Annotated in this window: 17 protein-coding genes; 9 read left to right on the top strand and 8 right to left on the bottom strand. The window is 41.5% G+C overall.

Features of this window, described 5'->3' with window-relative positions; genetic code table 11:
• Positions 1–20: 20 nt before the first annotated feature.
• From FTU80_RS13110 to FTU80_RS13100, 3 genes are all read right to left on the bottom strand, one after another.
• The gene (locus tag FTU80_RS13110; protein ID WP_180085518.1) at positions 21–887 is read right to left on the bottom strand and encodes a lysophospholipid acyltransferase family protein; all 867 of its coding nucleotides are present in this window, start codon (positions 885–887) and stop codon (positions 21–23) included.
• A 315-nt stretch (positions 888–1202) separates the two neighbouring features.
• Positions 1203–2987: an aspartate--tRNA ligase gene (gene aspS / locus FTU80_RS13105; protein ID WP_180085516.1), complete on the bottom strand. Its 1785-nt coding sequence runs from the start codon at positions 2985–2987 to the stop codon at positions 1203–1205.
• Between the two features lie 148 nt (positions 2988–3135).
• Entirely contained in the window at positions 3136–3927 is a 792-nt protein-coding gene (locus FTU80_RS13100) for a DUF4184 family protein (protein WP_180085514.1), read from the bottom strand.
• A 146-nt stretch (positions 3928–4073) separates the two neighbouring features.
• On the opposite strand from FTU80_RS13100, the gene znuD reads away from it, so the two are divergent.
• Both znuD and FTU80_RS13090 read left to right on the top strand, forming a co-directional pair.
• Positions 4074–6158 (top strand): zinc piracy TonB-dependent receptor ZnuD, encoded by a 2085-nt coding sequence (gene znuD, locus FTU80_RS13095; protein WP_180085512.1) that lies wholly within the window; start codon positions 4074–4076, stop codon positions 6156–6158.
• Between the two features lie 109 nt (positions 6159–6267).
• Positions 6268–7734: a phospholipase D family protein gene (locus FTU80_RS13090; protein WP_180085510.1), complete on the top strand. Its 1467-nt coding sequence runs from the start codon at positions 6268–6270 to the stop codon at positions 7732–7734.
• A gap of 87 nt (positions 7735–7821) precedes the next feature.
• Here FTU80_RS13090 and FTU80_RS13085 read toward each other — a convergent pair whose 3' ends face one another.
• Entirely contained in the window at positions 7822–8280 is a 459-nt protein-coding gene (locus tag FTU80_RS13085; RefSeq protein WP_111885397.1) for a hypothetical protein, read from the bottom strand.
• Between the two features lie 183 nt (positions 8281–8463).
• On the opposite strand from FTU80_RS13085, the gene FTU80_RS13080 reads away from it, so the two are divergent.
• Positions 8464–8928 carry an RcnB family protein gene (locus FTU80_RS13080; RefSeq protein WP_373685226.1) on the top strand — a complete coding sequence of 155 codons (465 nt, stop codon included), beginning with the start codon at positions 8464–8466 and terminating at the stop codon, positions 8926–8928.
• A gap of 68 nt (positions 8929–8996) precedes the next feature.
• Here the strand turns inward: FTU80_RS13080 and FTU80_RS13075 are convergent, their stop codons facing one another.
• The gene (locus FTU80_RS13075; RefSeq protein WP_078194156.1) at positions 8997–9494 is read right to left on the bottom strand and encodes a phosphate-starvation-inducible protein PsiE; all 498 of its coding nucleotides are present in this window, start codon (positions 9492–9494) and stop codon (positions 8997–8999) included.
• 155 nt (positions 9495–9649) lie between these two features.
• On the opposite strand from FTU80_RS13075, the gene FTU80_RS13070 reads away from it, so the two are divergent.
• Genes FTU80_RS13070 through FTU80_RS13060 form a run of 3 tightly spaced genes read left to right on the top strand, consistent with a single transcriptional unit; the run spans position 9650 to position 10843 of the window.
• Positions 9650–10282, top strand: coding sequence for an FMN-binding negative transcriptional regulator (locus FTU80_RS13070; protein ID WP_180085595.1), 633 nt, complete (start codon positions 9650–9652; stop codon positions 10280–10282).
• Positions 10283–10296: 14 nt separating this feature from the next.
• Positions 10297–10626: a GNAT family N-acetyltransferase gene (locus FTU80_RS13065; protein WP_180085508.1), complete on the top strand. Its 330-nt coding sequence runs from the start codon at positions 10297–10299 to the stop codon at positions 10624–10626.
• Positions 10619–10843: a GNAT family N-acetyltransferase gene (locus FTU80_RS13060; RefSeq protein WP_257221521.1), complete on the top strand. Its 225-nt coding sequence runs from the start codon at positions 10619–10621 to the stop codon at positions 10841–10843. Before FTU80_RS13065 ends, FTU80_RS13060 begins: the two co-directional genes overlap by 8 nt.
• Positions 10844–10954: 111 nt before the next feature.
• Here the strand turns inward: FTU80_RS13060 and FTU80_RS13055 are convergent, their stop codons facing one another.
• The 3 genes from FTU80_RS13055 to FTU80_RS13045 form a co-directional block, all read right to left on the bottom strand.
• Complete coding sequence (locus tag FTU80_RS13055) at positions 10955–12736, bottom strand: acyl-CoA dehydrogenase C-terminal domain-containing protein (protein WP_078194153.1); 1782 nt, start codon at positions 12734–12736, stop codon at positions 10955–10957.
• A 193-nt stretch (positions 12737–12929) separates the two neighbouring features.
• The gene (locus tag FTU80_RS13050) at positions 12930–14732 is read right to left on the bottom strand and encodes an acyl-CoA dehydrogenase C-terminal domain-containing protein (protein ID WP_078194152.1); all 1803 of its coding nucleotides are present in this window, start codon (positions 14730–14732) and stop codon (positions 12930–12932) included.
• A 318-nt stretch (positions 14733–15050) separates the two neighbouring features.
• Positions 15051–15680: a hypothetical protein gene (locus FTU80_RS13045; RefSeq protein WP_180085504.1), complete on the bottom strand. Its 630-nt coding sequence runs from the start codon at positions 15678–15680 to the stop codon at positions 15051–15053.
• A 134-nt stretch (positions 15681–15814) separates the two neighbouring features.
• On the opposite strand from FTU80_RS13045, the gene baeS reads away from it, so the two are divergent.
• The 3 genes from baeS to FTU80_RS13030 all read left to right on the top strand — a co-directional run bounded on the left by baeS (position 15815) and on the right by FTU80_RS13030 (position 20122).
• Entirely contained in the window at positions 15815–17485 is a 1671-nt protein-coding gene (gene baeS / locus FTU80_RS13040) for a sensor histidine kinase efflux regulator BaeS (RefSeq protein WP_180085502.1), read from the top strand.
• 12 nt (positions 17486–17497) lie between these two features.
• Positions 17498–18184, top strand: coding sequence for a response regulator (locus FTU80_RS13035; RefSeq protein ID WP_111885370.1), 687 nt, complete (start codon positions 17498–17500; stop codon positions 18182–18184).
• 243 nt (positions 18185–18427) lie between these two features.
• Positions 18428–20122: a carboxypeptidase regulatory-like domain-containing protein gene (locus tag FTU80_RS13030; RefSeq protein WP_180085500.1), complete on the top strand. Its 1695-nt coding sequence runs from the start codon at positions 18428–18430 to the stop codon at positions 20120–20122.
• Positions 20123–20309 lie beyond the last annotated feature (187 nt).

Here is a 20309-nt window from a genome sequence, read left to right as displayed (position 1 = left end):
GAGATGTTCTTAGATCACCTTTATTTGCGGTATATATTGATATTGCCAAAGCAGACCCGAAAGCGTTTATAAGACCAGATATACTGTTCTGGTGCTTGGTTAATGATGTCTTGCATGGCAATGTTGAGCGTGTCGACAGAACATTGTAAGTCTTTAGATAAAATCTCGTCTGATAAGGTTTGGCAATGCACATCAAAGTACTGTAGGTTAGGTTGTCGGATACAACTTAATCCAATGACATTGCATTGGGTTTTTGCAGCAAGTTTTGAAACAAGTGTGATCGATAAAGTATTTTGCCCAAAAAAATTGGAATAAATACCGCCTGAAGGCTTCGGTAAATGGTCAGGTAAAATGACCGTCAGACCACCTTGTTTCAAATGTTTAAAAATGGCACGGATCCCAGTTTCATCTGTCGGGACTAAGGTCGCATTAAACTTTTCTCGTGCTTCTAACAGATAACGATTGATCCCTTTATTTTTATTCGGTTTATACATAATCATCGGTTCTGTATACAAGTTCAGCCATGCATTGAGTAGTTCCCAGCAGCCAAAATGGGGAACCACAACGATTACACCTTTTTTATTCGCAAGTGCTTCCATGAGGATATTTTCACCATAAATATTTTTCAGTAAGCTCAGGCTATAACTCGGCGGCATGCCCCAACATTTAATAAATTCAATATAGGTCAGGCATTGGCTGCGGATACTTTGACTGATGAGCTGTCTCTGCGCAGTCTCTGACAAATCTGGGTAGGCCACTTGAATGTTGATGCTAGTGATACGTTTGATCGATGAAGTAAATAGATTAAGAATAAACGCGATCATCAAAGCCAATTTTTGTAACAGCCAAAGTGGCAATAGTGCAATGATTTTGAATATGAAGTACATGAATCACAAGGTCTCAAAATTGACAGCATGGGATAAAATAAATTTTGCCAAGAGACCGGACTTATTCAGTGAAAAGTACAAAAAGATCTGAATCTAAAAACAAAATAATTGGAAGTGGAAAATTGAGCTATCCATTGCCCAAAGGATGTAGTGCAACATCATAACGCAGTTGAATCATTTTGATATTAGCAAAGTCAATCAAATCTTTAATTTATGTTTTGTAGGTTTTCAACCACCTTTTGTTGATCGAAATAAAAAACCCTGCATTGAGCAGGGTTTTTTTAAACCTTTAAATCTAAATCTAAAAATGTAAGATTATTTAGATTCTTCAGCTTTAGGTTTTTCGCGTAAACGAATACCTAGGTCACGCAATTGGGTTGCTTCAACTGGCGCAGGCGCTTGAGTTAAAGGACATTCCGCAGTCTTAGTTTTCGGGAATGCAATCACGTCACGGATAGAAGATGCACCAGTCATCAACATCACTAAACGGTCAAGACCGAATGCTAAACCACCGTGAGGAGGCGCACCGAATTTCAACGCATTTAACAAGAAGCTGAATTTCTCTTCTGCTTCTTCTTCAGAAATACCAAGCGCTTCGAAGATCGCTTTTTGCATTTCTAGGTTATAAATACGAAGTGAACCACCACCGATTTCAGTACCGTTCAATACCATATCGTAAGCAACAGACAATGCCGCACCTGGATTGTTCTTCACTTCTTCAACGCTTGATTTAGGAAGCGTGAATGGGTGGTGAACAGATGTCCATTTGCCATCGTCAGTTTCTTCGAACATTGGGAAGTCAACAACCCAAAGTGGCGCCCACTCGCAAGTTGCAAGTTTCATGTCGTGACCGACTTTAATACGTAAAGCACCCATCGCATCATTTACGATTTTCGCTTTGTCCGCACCAAAGAATACGATATCGCCATTTTCAGCACCAACGCGTTTCAATAGATCAAGTACGATAGGCTCGATAAATTTAACGATTGGAGATTGAAGACCTTCAATACCTTTTTCAAGCTCGTTGACTTTAATGTAAGCCAAACCTTTCGCGCCATAAATGCCAACGAATTTAGTGTATTCGTCGATTTGGCTACGTGGAAGCGCGCCAGCACCTGGTACGCGAAGCGCAACAATACGGCCTTTAGGATCTTTTGCAGGACCTGCGAATACTTTGAACTCAACGTCTTGCATCATGTCTGCAACATCAACAAGTTTCAAAGGAATACGTAAGTCAGGTTTATCAGATGCATAGTCACGCATTGCATCTGCATACGTCATACGTGGGAACTTGTCGAACTGAACGTTTAGAAGTTCTTTGAACATCTTAACCGTTAAACGTTCCATCAAATCCATAATGTCATCGTCACTCATGAACGATGTTTCAACGTCGATTTGTGTGAATTCAGGCTGACGGTCAGCACGTAAGTCTTCATCACGGAAACATTTCGCGATTTGGTAGTAACGATCAATGCCACCCACCATCAACAACTGTTTGAATAGCTGTGGAGATTGTGGAAGCGCATAGAAGCTACCGTTAGAAACACGGCTTGGTACTAAGTAGTCACGTGCACCTTCAGGCGTAGCACGAGTCAAAATCGGTGTTTCAACGTCTAAGAAACCATTTTCTTCGAAGTAGTTACGAATTAAGTTAGTCAATTTAGAACGGAAACGAAGACGATCTAACATTTCTGGACGACGGATATCCAAGAAACGATATTTCAAACGTACTTCTTCAGAAATATTTGTGTTGTCGTCATTCAATGGGAATGGAGGAGTTTCAGACGCAGCAAGAACTTCAATTTCTTTGCCTAAAACTTCGATTTGACCACTCACGATATTCGCGTTTTCAGTACCTTCGTAACGACGACGTACACGGCCTGTAATTTTTAATACGAATTCTGAACGTGATTTATCAGCAGTCGCGAAAGCTTCAGGAGTATCAGGGTCAATCACTACTTGAACAAGGCCATCACGGTCGCGCATGTCAAGGAAGATTACACCACCGTGGTCACGGCGACGGTGAACCCAACCGCATAATGTAACGGTTTGGTCGATTTGGGCTTCAGTAAGTGAGCCGCAGTAATGAGTTCGCATCATAGCGTTAGAAATCCAACTATATGGGTTAAGGTCAGCGAATACGTAAACAGCGTACCGCTTTTATTCGAATAGGGGATTATGCCTCTTTTTGGCTGTTTTGTCACAAGGACTTATTGCTAAAACAGCCAAATTTACAGCAAATTTTTGCTCAATGAAGGGCTTTAGCCGATGACGTTGAAAAAATGTTGCTGCTCTTGCTTAAGATCAGAAATATCAGACTACCGAGGCTAAACGTGGCCAAAAATGCACGAAAAAAATAATTAATAGCCTTGCCGACATAGGTATACAGGTCATGCATAAATGCATCTGAATAAATACTGTCAGCAAAATAAAAATAGCTTGCGATTCCCGCAGTTAAAGACAGGGCCGCTAAACCATATACATAGACTTTGATGGATGTGGGGACGCTTACAGTACTTCGATATTGAAGATGATGACGATAAATCATCCATGCCAAAACGGGGAGGGCCAATCCAGATAATCCAATTTGCAACACACGATGTAGGGGATATGAATGTCCAAAAAATTGAATCGGTAGACTCAATAGATCCTTAAATGCAAAGGTACGAAAGTCAACATGGGTCAATCCGTCCCAAATAATATGCGTCGAAGTTCCAATGATGAGTGCGAGGATGATACTTAGGATAAACCCACAGAATTGATTAAGACTCTGTAGATGCAGCGGCTTATTTAAACCAAAAAAAGCAAATAACATCGGGCGATAGAGCACATACCACAGCACACAAAACAGCAAACCAAGGATTAAGTTTGGAAAAATTAACCCCGACCATTGATGTGAACCTGCATAGTCAGCATTAGTAAATAAACGGAATAAATCTGGCACCATGCTACCAATTGCGAGTGCTGCAATAGGCAGGCGATTTCCGCTTAATTTGGAAATAGGCGGTGCGAGTACAGCATGGGATATGGTAAAAGGCATTGAATTAAAATAAATATATGAATAAATACAATGTGGTATAGGTGAGTGTATATGATTTGGGCAGATTAGACTGTTTTTTATTGCAAAACTAATGAAATGTTATATTATAACATTATTCAAAAATAGCCTGATTTGAGTCTCTCCAAATGTCCTTTCATAAGAATTTAATCACGATCTCAATTTTTGCAGTGATTGCACCCAATATTTATGCTGATGATCAGCAACAACAGGTACAAAAGCTCGAAGCGATTAATGTTCAGGTTCATCCTTTAAATCAAAGTGCTGCAGATTTTGCGGCTGCAGATAACATTATTAAGCATAAAGATTTGGCACAAAGTGGAGTCACTATTGGTGATGCCATTGCCGGACAGCCGGGTGTATATTCAAATCAGTTTGGTGCAGGTTCAAGTCGTCCTGTGCTGCGTGGTCAAGATGGCCCTCGTGTCAAAGTCTTAGAACACGCCTCAGAAACTGCAGATGTTTCGACCTTATCTCCTGACCATGCGGTTACGGTAGATCCGATTTTGGCAAAACAAATTGAAGTGATCCGTGGGCCATCAACGCTGTTATACGCGGCAGGCACAGTTGGCGGTTTGGTTAATGTGACGGATCAAAAGATTCCTACCTCTATTCCTGATAAAGGTTATGAAGGGCAAGTTGGGGTTCGTTATAACTCAGGCAGTGATGAAAAATTGGCGAGTGCCGGTGTGACGGCTGCTTTAGGTGAGCAATTTTCCATCCGTGTAGAAGGCTCGAAACGTAAAGCCAATGACTATATTGCACCCAATTATTTTCATGATCATGATGGCGAATTAGAAAAAGAACGCCGCGTTGGCAACACCTTTGCAGAAGGGCAAAATGTCAGTGTAGGCGCGTCATGGATTCATGATCGAGGTTTTGCTGGACTGTCTTATAGCAACCGTCAAGACCAATATGGTTTGCCGGGTCATAGTCATGAATATGAAAGCTGCCATCCACATGATGACCATCTACACTGTGATGGTCATGACAACCATGGGCATACCGATGAACATGATCATTCAGCGCATGACGAACATGATCACGATCATGATGCCGCAGGCCCATGGGTCGACTTAAAGTCAGAACGCTATGATTTCCGTACCGAACTTGCGAATCCGTTTGCGGGCTTCCAAAAAATCCGTGCACATGCAAGTTATACCGATTATCAACATGATGAAATTGAAGGTGATACAGCGGCAACGACCTTTAAAAGTCAGGGCTATGATGGTCGTTTAGAGTTGGTGCATAACCCGATTGCGGATTGGGAAGGGGTGATAGGCGCACAATACAATCAGCAAAAGCTTAATATCAGTGGCGAAGAGTCATTGATGAACCCAAATAAAACCCAAAAATGGAGTGTATTTGGTTTAGAACATAAACAATTTGGTGATTTTCATGTCGAGCTAGGCGCCCGTGTCGATCAGCAGAAAATTCAGATTGATTCTGCACAAAAAGATTATGACGATTATGGTATTTCCTATTCAGGTGCTGTGAACTGGGCGTTTGCACCCAATTATAAATTATCCTTGGTGGGTTCTCATCAAGAGCGTTTGCCATTGGCGCAAGAGCTCTATGCAGATGGTAAGCATTTTGCGACCAATACCTATGAACGTGGGAATGAAAATCTAGATGTTGAAAAATCTAATAATCTAGAATTAGGTTTCCATTATGAAAAAGATCAGTTGGATTATCACGTTCATGTGTACCACAACTGGTATGACAACTACATTTATGCTGCAACCAAAGATAATTTTGAAAACTTCCGCTTAGTTGATTACACCCAAGACAAAGCCAAGTTCTATGGTGCGGAAGCTCAAGTGGGTTATGCAGTAAATGACATGTATAAACTCAGTGTCTTTGGTGATTATGTTCGCGGCAAAATTGATGGTGAAAATGCGCCACGTGTGCCTGCAGGGCGCTTAGGAACCAAGGTCGATGTTGACTTTGCCGATGGTTGGTCAGGTCTTGCAGAATATTCACATGTATTCAAACAAGAAAAAATCACTGCATTTGAGCGTGAAACAGATGGCTACAACATGGTGAATTTGGGTGTGGCCTATAGTGGTCAATTGAAAGATAAAAATGATTATCGAGTCTATTTCAAAGCCAATAATTTATTGGATGAAGATGTTTACTCTCATACGTCATTCCTTGCCAATATTCCACAAGTCGGTCGTAATTTTACGGTTGGTCTTGAATTTGGTTTCTAATTGAATTTGCACAGACTTCTCTAAGTAAGTCTAGGTAAAGTCACAGAAATCCTCTTGAAAAATCAATGAATAAAACCTAGTCTGAGCGCATTAGACTAGGTTTTTTCTTATGCGCATCATTCAACGAATACATCACAAGCTCAATTGGTCACGTCGTCGCTATGTGGGTGTGGTCATTGGTTTATTGGTTTTAGGTTATTTGGCCTCGGCAACCTATCACACGCTAAAACCACTCCCTGAAGGGCTGAACTACACGGGGAAACTTCGCCATGCTGAAGTGAACTTTTTAGTGGATGAAACCTATATCGATGCGCAAGGAAAGCAGCAACAGGAACATCGCATTTTTAAAGAAATGCTGAAAATGATCGAAGAAGCGCAGTCGACCATTGTGTTGGATATGTTTCTCTTTAATCCTCAAGTTGGCGACTCTCAATTAAAACATGAACCATTAACACAGGAGTTGACCGATGCGCTGATTTTGAAGCGTCGTCTATCTCCTCAAGTGGAAATTTTTGTGATTACTGACCCAGTCAATTCGGTATATGGCGGCATTCAACCCGAACATTATCGTCAATTACGACAAGGGGGCATTGAGTTGATGGAAACCAATTTGGTACCGCTTCGTGCTTCCAATCCTGCATGGTCAGGCTTTTGGTATATCTGCTGTCAAGATATTGGCAATAATCCTGAACAAGGCTGGTTACCGAATCCATTAGGTACGGAAAAAGTGACGATTCGTAGTTATATGGATCTTTTCAACTTTAAAGCCAATCATCGTAAAACCTTGGTGGTCGATACCGTTGACGGTTGGAAAGGTTTGGTCACCTCTATGAATCCACATGATGGTAGCTCACGACATTCTAATGTTGCTCTGACTGTGAAGGGAATGACTGCAATTGACCTATTAAAAACTGAGCAAGCAGTCGGCATGATGTCGAAAGGCAATATACCATTTGTCGTGATTAAAGATGTTGAAGCCGCGAAAACTCAGCCACAGGTTCAAGTGCTGACTGAAAAAGCCATTTATGATGCCACACTCGACTTAATTGATAGTGCGAAGAAAGCTGGAACTGAAATTGATATTGCGATGTTCTACTTGTCAGAACGTAAAATTATCAAGGCACTCATTGCTGCGCATGAACGTGGCGTGAAAGTGCGTGTATTACTCGATCCGAATAAGGATGCTTTTGGACGTACCAAAAATGGCATTCCAAATCGACCTGTAGCATCCGAATTACATGAGGCGGGTATTGATGTACGTTGGTGTAATACCCAAGGTGAGCAGTGCCATAGCAAGATGATTTTAAAACGTACTGCTTATCAAGCCGATATGATTTTAGGTTCTGCCAATTTCACGGCGCGTAACTTGAAAAATTATAATTTAGAAACTGATTTACGAGTGATCGGTGTGAAAGATGCTCAAGTTTTTAAAGATGTATCACAGTACTTTAATACTGCTTGGTCAAATCTGGATGGTAAACAAATGAGTGTCGATTATAGTAAATATGCGGATGAATCGACCTTGAAATATGTGTTGTATCGCTTTATGGAATGGAGCGGAATATCTACTTTTTAGAATTGTCTTAATCTCCCAAATCCCTCTTTTAAAAAGAGGGACTTTCCTCTCTTTTTTAAAGGGAGGTTAGGAGGAATTTAATCAGTTTTAATTCTTCGGTACAGGATTCGGCGGAACGATTTGATCTAAATCTTTATCTGACATTTGATCTAATTCTTTAATATCCGTTTTGATTTTCCATTTATCTGCATCTTCTACCGGTTGAGGTAAACGAGCTTCTAACCAGTCGCAAATTACGTCTGGTGGAAAGTCAGCATGGTTACATTGAATCACCCAAGACAAGAATTGTTTTGCTTCGCCATTCATATATGGTGGCGGAGAAACCGGTAAAAATTGAGTCGGTAAGCGTTCATTTTTAGAAATATAGTTCAATACATGGCCCAATTCTTGAACAGTTTGCCATGCTAAAGGGTGATCTACATTAATTTGAAATTTGAACCACCACGCATTTTTGCCATCGGTGCCGTAGGAGTCGATTAAGGCTTCTTGGATACTTGGTACTTTCGAAAAAAATTGATGAAGTCGGTCAAAACTTAATTCAGACACAGCATTTGATCCACTACGAAATAAAATCAATCTTAGCATAATCCAATGAAAAACAGGCAAGCCTGAAGTGGCGATCAGCTTGGTCGGAAAATTAACAAATTCTTGCACTTGATGGATTTTTATTCATTTTTTCTCCTACAATGGAATTTATACTGAGCGTATAAACCGTCGAGGAGAGCTTAAGTGAAAACCACATTATTCTATGCGATTGCAGGTGTGATGCTGATCAGTGCTTCAGCCAGTACTTTTGCGGAAAACAAATGGGCAAACTACCAAGGTGTGGATACATCAAAACCACAACACCGCCCACCGTCGATGAATCGGCCCGGCTATCCGCAGCATGCGCCGAATTATCCTCAACATTATCCTCATTATCCAAGTCGCCCGCCGGTTTATCCGCAATATCCAAATCGACCTTATCCGCAGTATCCACAAAGTGGCATTAGTATTCAATACAATGCGCCGACCACGATTACTCAAAATTCGCAGAGCTATAGTTGGGTCAATGGCGATCCTGCCAGCGCTAGTATTTCGAGTTCGACCTATACCTTTATCAGTGATTGGCAGCGTTTAGGTTTACCTGCACCCCCAAGTGGCATGTACTGGATCTTTGAAAATGGTCGCTATGTATTGGTGCCAAATAGATAAGGTTTATAACCTCTCCCTTGCGTAGCAGTGCTACTCGTCTCCTAAAAGGAGAGGGAACGAATTAGTGTTTAAGCCAATTCATCATCTTGCGGACGTGGGGTTTTTCCTTCAGGTAATGGCTTCTCGGAATGCTTATCTCGAATAACCGAGGGGTAAGTCCAAGAGGCATAGCGCACAATCAAAATGGCCACTGCTAAAATTAGAATCGAACCTGTGGTAATGACCAAGCCCATATCTGCTTTATGGTCGTGTTGAATGTCCGAAATGAGCAAACGGGTTAGGGCAGTAATAGCAATATAAATCAGGAAGCGTACCGGCATGTGGTTAGTTTTAAAATAAATACCGACCATGGCACCGAGTTCAAGGTAAATAAACAATAATAAAATATCGTCAATCGTGGCGAATTGTTTAACCGTAATAATTTCAAAAATAGTATGACCCGCAGACCATAAAATCATACAGCCGATGACAAACAGCGCAAGATAATGAAAACCTTCTACAGCAATATTGCCAAGTCGGTCGAGGAGGGCTTCGATTTTTTCTACTTTGGGATCACGGTGTGTCATATATATTCCTCCTGTGCATATCACTTGAATGCCCATTAAATACCAAGCAAATTTCATGCACATGAAGCGAATATGACAAAAATATTTTTTAGGTTTAATAAAGGTTTTAATGTTAAGTTTGAGCTTAAATTTTGTCCTATAAGAATGAAGCGACGATGTATCAACCAACGCATTTTAAACATGATGAACTGCCTGATCTGATTGATCTTATGCGTAAGTATGCTTTGGCGACAGTAATACTGACTGCACCCAATGGTGAGTTGGAAGTGAATCATTTACCACTAGAATATCACGCTGAGTCAGGCGAATTGGGCATATTGCGCGGTCATATTGCCAAGGCCAATCCAATGTTTGAATTGCTAAATCAGTCAGCACAAGCCTATGTGATTTTTCATGCCGACGAAGCATATATTTCGCCAAGCTGGTATGAAGGAAAGCAGGAACATCATCGCGTTGTGCCGACATGGAACTATCGCGTGGTACATGTCAAAGGCACAATTCGTAAAGTTGACGATGAAAAATATTTACGAGGAGTTTTGGCTCGGCTGACTCGACAACATGAAGCTAGCCAACCCGTGCCATGGAAAATGGGCGATGCGCCTCATGATTTTATCGCGGAACAACTGGAAAAAATTATAGCGATTGAAATCGAAATAGACTCAATTTTGGGTAAGTTTAAAGTGAGTCAAAATCGCAGCGTTGTAGATGCACTGAATGTGGCAAAAGCTTTGGAAAGGTCGAATGCTGAAATGGTTGAGTCGATCAAAAAATTTTATCCCATGAAATAACAGGCTAAAGAATCATGCCCAATATGATTGAAACTGAACGTTTATGCCTGAGAAAGTATCAGTTAGGAGATGAAATTTCATTATTTGATACATATTTTTCGAATATAGAAGCAACTCGTTATCTGCAGCGGTTACCACATTTAACGATTCAACAGACCAAGAGTGTTTTAGAAAAGTGGGCAGATCATTGTTGGTCGACAGATAATACTGATTTTGCATGGGTGATTAGTGATAAGAATACGCAGTTAGCGATGGGCTTACAGTATTTCTTCAATCAAGACAACCATGGGGGAAATACATTTTGGGTTAGGGGTGAATTTTCATGGTTGTGGTTATATGACTGAGGCTTTAATTGGGGGAATTAAGTATTTAAAGCAGAATCATGTCACGAAGGTTGTTTCATCGTTTTGTGCTGAGGAACATCTAGCATCACAAAATGTCTTAAATAAGGCCGGATTTAAATTAGATAAAGATAAAACGCATTGGGCGAAATTTCCAATGCTAGACGATCAGTTCCATCCTTGTTTTACATATCGAATGGAATTGGAAGATTATGAATAAGTTGGTACGTTTATTATTTTTACTTAAAGAATCCTATTCATTGGTTATGTATGAAGAGTAATAAGTAAAAAATGCCCGATAAATCGGGCATTTTTGATTTTGTGTATTTAATTAAGCTTGGTTGGTAAAGTAATCTTCAGAGAAGTTCATGATCACTTCAGAACCTGCTTTCACTTTAGCAATGCGTAAAGCCAATTCAGGCAAAATACGCTGCGTGAAGTAAAGAGTCAGTGCAAGTTTGTTTTGGTAGAACTCGCCATCTTTGTCTTTTGCTGCATCTGCAATGCGGGCAAACATATAGGCAAAGCTGAGTAGGCCTACAGCATGTAGGTAATCAACTGCTGCTGAGTTCGGGAACTCAATGTTTTCACGAGCAGCTTCAAGTACATATTGAGTCACCGCTTCAACTTCAGCTGCTGCATCTAATGTTGCATCTTTAATGTAGTTCAAGCTGGCATCTAAGTTATTGGCAAAATCGCGGATTTCTTGGATATATTCAGCAATGAATTCACCATTGCACTTAATGGTTTTACGACCAATTAAGTCTTGAGATTGAACGCCGTTGGTCCCTTCGTAAATCTGTGCGATACGCAGGTCACGAATACATTGTTCCATACCCCATTCACGAATAAAGCCATGACCACCGAAGACCATTTGCGCATCGAGTGTTGCTTGGAAAGCTGTATCAGTTAAATACGCTTTCGCAATCGGTGTTAATAGCGCAACACGGTTATTGGCTGCTTTGACTGCTTCTGGGTCAGTAGAGAACTTGGTAATGTCCAGTTGTTGACCAACATAAACCGCAAATGCACGAGACGCTTCATTGTTGGCACGTGCGTTCAGCAACATACGACGTACATCACCATGAACTAAGATGCTGTCTGCAGGTTTTGCAGGCGATTGAACGCCAGAAGCGCTACGGCCTTGTAAACGATCAGTCGCATATTGCGCTGCATTTTGATAAGCAAATTCAGAAGCACCTAGGCCTTGAATACCCATAGACAGACGTTCGTAGTTCATCATGACGAACATCGCTGCAAGGCCTTCATTTTCTTTACCAACCAGGTAGCCTTTCGCGCCATCAAAGTTCATCACACATGTTGCAGACGCTTTGATCCCCATTTTATGTTCAATAGAACCAGGGCCTACAGCATTACGCTCTCCCAATGAACCATCTGCATTCACCAAGAATTTAGGTACGATGAATAGTGAAATTCCGCGTGAGCCCGCAGGCGCATCAGGCGTTTTCGCTAAAACTAAGTGGATGATATTTTCAGAAAGGTCGTGGTCACCGCCAGTGATGAAGATTTTCGTACCTGTAATGTTATAAGTACCGTCTTCATTACGTTCGGCTTTAGTTTTGATAATACCTAAATCTGTACCTGCATGCGGTTCAGTTAAGCACATGGTGCCTGACCATTCGCCTGTATACATTTTTGGCAAATAAGTTTCTTTTTGCTCTTGTGATGCATAGCTGTTTAACGCCATGCCTGCACCAACAGAAAGAAGCGGGTAGAGCATGAATGATGGGTTGGTTGCAAACAGCATTTCATCAGACAGAACAGTCAGCATTTTTGGCATGCCTTGACCGCCCCATTCTTCATCTGCGCCTAGACCAATCCAGCCGCCTTCTGCATATTGTTTAAATGCTTCTTTGAAACCAGCAGGAGTCGTGACATTGCCATTGCTATAGGTTGCGCCTTCTTCATCACCTGTGCGGTTTAAAGGATGAGTGACGTTTTGCGCAAATTTTGCCATTTCTTCAAGAATGGCTTCTGCAGTTGCAGCATCAACGTGAGCAAGATTTTCGTTGTTTTGCCAGAATTGTTCTGCTTTAAAAACATCATTTAAGATGAATTTCATATCTGCAAGCGGTGCATTATAAATTGGCATGTTCGTTCACCTGTTTATTGTTTGAATCTGTGGACTTGGGGCAATTTGTATCGACATAAAGCGTGGAGAAAATTGACCAAAGTAAAATTATGAGACTATTTATAAAGAAAAAGGACTGCCAATGCCATGACCGTCCTTTCTCTATTTCTGCACTCAAGAGTACAATTTTTTGAATATGTTTTAGATATTCACATTAGAATGCAAAGTGTTCTGCATCCAATGCCATAAGAGGATCTAGGCCACCTGCGATCACTTCTACATGAGAGCGAACGCGCGGTAAGATTTTCTTGAAGTAGAAGCGAGCAGTCGTTACTTTTGCATTGTAGAAATCAACATCTGTTGTTCCTGCAGCTAAAGTTTCTTGTGCAACTAAGGCCATGCGAGCCCATAAATAAGCAAGCGTTACATAACCAGAGAAGTAGAGGTAATCGACTGCAGCAGCACCTACTTCTTCAGGGTTTTGCATTGCTTTCATACCAATCTGCATGGTTAAGTCGCCCCATTCTTTGTTTAGCGCAGCAAGCGGCTCAACAAATTCTTTCATGGCAGCGTTGTCTTTGTTAGCTTCAACAAATTTATGGATGATCTTGGTGAAGTCTTTCAACATTGCACCTTGAGTACCCAATACTTTACGGCCTAACAAGTCAATTGCTTGAATTTCAGTCGTACCTTCGTACAAGCAAGAGATACGTGTATCACGTACGATTTGCTCCATACCGTGTTCTGAAATGAAGCCGTGGCCACCAAATACTTGAACACCGTGTTTTGCAGATTCAGAACCTGTTTCAGTTAAGAATGCTTTAGCAATTGGTGTTAGTAGAGACAAAATGTTGTCAGAGAATTTACGTTCTTCTTCCGTTGCACCTTGTTCCACGATATCGGCATGGAAAGACAATAAGTAAACCAGAGCACGACCAGCTTCAGCAAATGATTTTTGCGTAAGCAGCATGTTGCGTACTGCAGGGTGCACGATAATTGGATCTGCTTCTTTTTCAGGTGCTTTAGGGCCTGAAAGTGAACGCATTGCCAAACGGTCTTTTGCATAAGCAAGTGCACCTTGGAAAGCGCCTTCAGAAGCTGAAAGACCTTGTACAGCAGTACCGATACGTGCAGTGTTCATGAATGTGAACATGCAGTTTAGACCGCGGTTTTCAGGGCCAATCAAGAAGCCTTTTGCGTTATCAAAGTTGATGACACAAGTCGCGTTACCATGGATACCCATTTTGTGTTCAATCGAACCACAACGTACCGCATTGCGCTCACCAATTGAGCCATCAGCATTTACATTGAATTTAGGTACGATGAATAATGAAATACCTTTCGTGCCTTTTGGTGCACCTGGAAGACGAGCAAGTACGATATGGATGATATTTTCAGCCATGTCGTGTTCACCAGCAGAGATAAAGATTTTCTCGCCAGAAATTGCATAGCTACCGTCTGCTTGTGGTTCAGCTTTAGAGCGGATAATACCTAAGTCAGAACCTGCATGAGATTCTGTTAAGCACATGGTACCAGTCCATTCACCTGAAACAAGTTTAGGAAGGTAAGTGTCTTTTTGCTCTTGAGAACCGTGATGTTCTAATGTACGGACAGCACCATGAGATAGACCAGGGTACATACCCCATGCCCAGTTCGACGTACCCACCATTTCTGAAATGATGTTGCCTAAAGAAACCGGTAAGCCTTGACCGCCGTATTGCTCTTCAGCAGATAGAGATGGGAAACCGAGTTCGATATATTTTTGATACGCTTCTTTAAAACCAGTTGGTGTTGTTACAACGCCATCATTCCAAGTACAACCTTCACGGTCGCCGACTTGGTTAAGAGGAGAAAGTTCATTTTCACAGAAGTCAGCAGCAGCTTCTAGATATTGGTCAACCAACTCACGGCTTACGGTGTCTGAAAATGCAGGCAGTTGTGCATAGTGATCTTCTGCTTTTAAAAGTTCATGCAGAACAAATTGCATATCACGTAAGGGCGCTTTGTATTGTGGCATATCGTTTTCCTCAATACTGGTTTCTACCAGCGTTAGTAATCCTAAATAAACATTTGAACGTGTCTTCAATGACACGTATTGGAATGGTTCTAATCGTGCAACATCTTCTTATTGGGTACAAGCATTTCAGGGCGATTTGTTGGTGACTGTAAAGTCAAAGAAATATCCCTTGAAAATGCTAAGTGCATTGAGTGTAAACACTTTTGGCTGAAAATGAATGACACAAATAGTCAAAAAGCGTAAAAAGATATGTCCAATAAAAAAGGCACTCCTGGGAGTGCCTTTTTTTACGCAATGATATTGCGATCTAAGTTTGGATTATTTCACTGGTGCTGGCGTTGGGGCAACAGGAGCTTTAGGTTGGAAGCGAACTTCACATTTACCATTGATTTGCTGTTCGCCAACTTTAATGGCAACCGCACTGCCATCAGTCTTGCCTTGGCATGCTTTCATAATGGCTTGTTGCTTCGCTTGGCGTTCAGCTAAACGTTGATCAAACTGTTTAGTCAGTTCTGCACGTTTTGCATCAGTCAGTGGCTCACCGCGTTGCATCTGACCACGCATGTCGCCACGCATTGGACGATGTTCACCGCGCATTGGTTTGTGTTCACCACGTGCTTTTTTCATGTCTTGACGGTCTGCTTTGAACACCATGGTACATGTACCATCAATGTTTTTATCGCCAGCTTTTACTTGAACTGTTGAACCTGTAGCCTTGCCATTACAAGCTTTTTGCATATCAGCAAACACTTGACGTTGCTCTGCACGCATTTGTTTAAAATGTTCACGTTGCTCAGGTGACATACGACGATCGTGATCACCATGATGTTGTTTCATCATACGGCCATGATCGTTATCTTTTGGTGCGGTTGTCGATTGACAGGCAGTTAATGCACCCATGCTCAATACGCTTGCACCGATTAAAGCCATTTTGGTCATTTGTTTCATAGTCTTTACCCCACCAGATTAGATATTTTTCCGATGGTTAAAGATTAAATAATAAAGATGTAGAAACAATGGAGAGTTTTTTAGTTGCGTGTTCGCTACAATAATGAATATAGAAGAAAAATGAGAGCTCTCTTTTGAAAATACGTCGTATCCCGATTGCCCTACGCTTGTTTCTGACTGTGCTGTTGACGACGCTCGTCATCACAACGGTAAGTCTTGGCGTTTTGCATTGGAATATGCAGCGTAATTTCACCAAATATGTGGCCGATGTCGAGATGCAAAAGCTTGACCATGTCATTGAAAATTTAGCCGATGTGTATACGGTCTATCATGATTGGGGCAATGCGATTCAGGCACAGATTCTGCAAATTGAAGGGCAGGCAGCACCAGATGACTATGATCGTCTCTCTCGGTGGTGGTTACGTCGTCAATATGACATTGCATTGCAGCAGCGCTATTTTCAAGATCATAGTTTGAATGCAGCATCGATGCTGGCAACACCACAGCAAACGGCAGAGCAAAAAATTGAAGAGCTGAAATGGCTGGAACAAAACTTACCATCTGAGTTCCAACCCTTTGAAGGTTTAAAATTTCCTTTAAGTACGAACCAAAATGTATTCCGTCCAAAAGAGTCGAACACAGATGAAAAAGATGCAGATCAATCCTCACAAAGTAACAGTAATAATGGTGGTAAGAAACAATTTATCCAAATGCCTGACCGCTTGGGCTTGAGTTCGCGTTTATCTTTATATGATGCACATCGCCAATTTGTTGTGGGTGAGCCGACAGATGAACAAATCTCTTATCGTCCGATTATGGTGAATAATCAAATCGTGGGATATTTGGGGCTCAAACCTGTCCTCGATCAAGATGATGCGATCAGTATTAACTTCTTTAGTAAGCAAAAACGTTATTTATTATTGGTTTATGCGCTTACGTTTATTGCAAGTTTGATTGCAGCATTGTTATTGGCAACATACTTTAAAAAACCGATTCAGCGTTTGTTAATGGGAACACGTGAATTAACTAAGGGCAATTATCAACATCAAGTTGCGGTGAACCGTAATGATGAGCTTGGTGATTTATCGAATGAATTGAATCAGTTGGCCGTAATTCTCGATCAGCATGAAACCTCACGTCGTCAATGGGTGGCCGATACTTCACATGAATTAAAAACACCTTTAGCAGTATTACAGGCACAGATTGAAGCGATGCAAGATGGCATCCGCAAACCAACGCCTGAACATTTTACTTCGATGCTGAATCAAGTCAGTAGTTTGAAAAAATTGACCAAAGATTTGGCAGATTTGGCGCAAGCTGATGCACAGCAATTAAATTGTTATCTCACTACGATTAATCCGTGGGATGTCGTTGTGCAGGAAGTTGAAAGCTTTAAGCCGAAGTTTGAGCAAGCAGATTTGAAAATTACCGCAATGGGCGAAGGGACTTCATTACAATTAGATATAGACCGTTTTAAACAGATTATGGTCAACTTATTGGGTAACAGTATTCGTTATACGGAAGCTGGTGGTGAAGTGCATGTTCATACTGAGCAAGATGAAACCCAGTGGACCGTGTATGTTGATGATAGCCCATTTGGTTTAACTGATGAACAGTTGGCACGTTTAGGTGAGCGTTTCTATCGTGTGGATGATTCACGTACGCGTGCAACTGGTGGTACAGGATTAGGATTGGCGTTATCCGTAAAAATAGCTAGAGCATTGGGTGGAGAGTTGAGTTTTGATCATTCTCCATTGGGCGGTTTGCGTTGCAAATTGACATTTCCCCAACAGATGAAATATTAAAAGGAAGCATGCATGAAACATATCATGTTGGTTGAAGATGAAGTGGAACTTGCACAGCTAGTGCGTGATTATCTAGAGGCTGCAGGCTTTGAAGTCAGCATGTTTCATGATGGTCAAGAAGCCTATGAGAGCTTCACGCAGCGTAAGCCGAGTCTAATGATTTTGGACCTAATGGTGCCACGTATGGATGGCTTAACCATTTGCCGTAAAGTCCGTGAGCAGTCTGATTTGCCGATTATTATGGTGACTGCACGCACTGAAGAAATTGACCGTGTATTGGGGCTTAATATGGGTGCTGACGATTATGTCTGCAAACCGTTTAGTCCGAAAGAATTGGTGGCACGTGTGCAAGCAGTATTACGTCGTTTAGAACGTAAAGCAGAGCCAGAGGTGAATGATTTATTCCGTATGGACAAAGCACAGCAACGCATTTGGTATCAACAAAAAGCGTTGAGCTTAACGCCAACAGAGTTTCGTTTACTAGAGTTGTTTTTAGAGCATGTAGGGCAGGTGTATTCACGTGCGCAGTTACTGGATCATATTAACCCAGACAGTTTTGAAGTGGCTGACCGTGTGATTGATAGTCATATTAAAAATTTACGTCGTAAGATTTCAGATGCAGCGGAAACCGGCAACCGTCATGAGTGGATTCAAGCCGTGTATGGCGTTGGTTATCGTTTTGAATATCCAGAAGATTAAAATAGATTGTAAATACTGAAAGGACAGGCTTCGGCCTGTTTTTTTTTGCTACGTGTATAGCTAGTTGCATTAATTTTAAATACAAGAAGAACCGAAAGCCATAAAGACTTAAAATGCGAAATTTGCGCATTTAATGGAAATTGGTTATTATTTTGCTGGAATATTCACCAGTATGTTTGAGCTGGCAGAGTTCAATGTAGACATAACAATTTTTAAAAATGGAACAGCCAGAGGGCAGAACAGATGAAAAATAGCGTATTTGCAATAATAATGGTCACGGGTGTCTTGGGTTTAACGGCATGTGGTGGTAGTGATCGTGACGAGACAGGGAGTGTACCGCCAGAGCCAGTCGCCGATGCTATGGTACAAAAAAGTGTAGAAGAGCTGACGCTGTTGGATGTGAATAATCTTGCTTTAAATGCTGCGTCGATTCAGATTTTAACTGATGAAGAATGGCAGAAAGTACAAGCAGGCAGTCAGAAAATAGCAACGAATACAATTACAGCGGATGATTCTGAGCAGTTCTTTCCACCGATCAACAGTTTACCGACAGCGACTCATTTTAAAGGTCAAAGTTACCTTGCGAATGCTCAAGGCATCGTTAAACTGCCTAAATTGGCTGCAGGCACATATTATGTTTTGGTCACTAAAAATGGACAGTCTGCAGTTTCGGCATTCTTGATCCATCCTAAAAATACCAATAAGAGCATTGTGTTGAATGTGGTTCTCAACTGCTTAGACCAAGACTGTCAGACACTAAGTGATGCACCAGTCAATGATGCAGTGGTCGGAACATTGTCTGGTCAAGTGATTTTTAAAGGGAAGCCTTTGGCGAATGCGCAAGTGTCATTGTCTGGCGGTACAGCGACCAATGGCGCATTTGTTAGTGCTTTGACTGATGCCAATGGATATTTCACGCTTTCATTTAATGTATCCAGTGCGCTGCTTGAAGCATTGAAAAATGCCACGCTTACCATTAACGGTGCAGGAATTAACACTATTACGAAAAAAGTTACGGTCATTGCTTCTTCTGCATCGGGCTATCAATTTGAAGTGCTGCCTGAAACAGCATCTGTAGATGCGGTATGGCGTGAAACTTTTGAAGCGGATTCTGCTACTCGCAATGCATGGACAAGGTCACAGCCAAGTGTGGCCAATGTTGATTGGCAGTTGCTAAACAAAGGTCACAACATCCGTAATAATCAAGTGAATCAGCGTGTACGCTTAGCGCCGAATGACCAAAGTCAAGGCAAGGTGCCTGAGCCACTGCAAGGTAATACGGCATATTGGTATGGCGACAAAGTAAATGGCAACTTTATTGGCGCTTTAAGTGATTCATCTTTGGCTCCAGAGTTTGATGGCGGAACATCTAATACCCATAATATGGGTGAGTTAATCTCACCTGCCATTAATCTAAGCCAGTATCAAGCGCCTTTGAGTTTAAGCTTTAAAACATGGTGGGAAATTGAGTCGGTCAATCCAAATAATCAAGGGTTCGATTTGATGAATATTTTAGTTTCTACAGACGGTGGCAACAGCTTTAAGACCTTGGCTCGATTAAACCCGTTGGCAGATCCGTCCTCTGCATATGAGCGCGCGCCGATTCCATACAGTAATTTAGGCTTTAACCTCGCGCCGGCTGCTGTTCAGCAAGAAGCAATTTCATTGGATGAATATGCAGGCAAGGCCAATGTTCAACTGAAATTCCAATTCAAAACGGTCGATCAACTTTATAACGGTTTCCGCGGTTGGATGATTGATGATGTGGTGATACAGAAAAAAGCCGGAACTTTCCCATTATTTGATGGTGCGAGTTTTGATGAAAATTCAGATAGTTTCTCTCAGGACTATAGTGGCGTCGCTGCAAAACAAGCGGGCGTTTTGTTGAAAAGCACGAAGAGTTATGCACGGTGGGCTGACGAGCCACAGCGTAAATAAGCACTTATAGATGTTAATTATCTAAGTTACTGATGTTACGCACGTAAAAGTACTTATGCACTTTTAAAATGATTTTTAAGTCTATTCGACGGAGTCTTACATCTAAGGATTGAATAAAGGGATTAGCCTTCGGCTGGAGGTACTTTTGTTTCGGCAAAAGTACCCAAAACCATTGTCATCCGCAAAA

The organism is Acinetobacter sp. YH12145 (genome assembly GCF_013418335.1).
Classification (GTDB): Bacteria; Pseudomonadota; Gammaproteobacteria; order Pseudomonadales; family Moraxellaceae; genus Acinetobacter; species Acinetobacter amyesii.
This window is presented reverse-complemented; position numbering and strand designations above follow the sequence as displayed.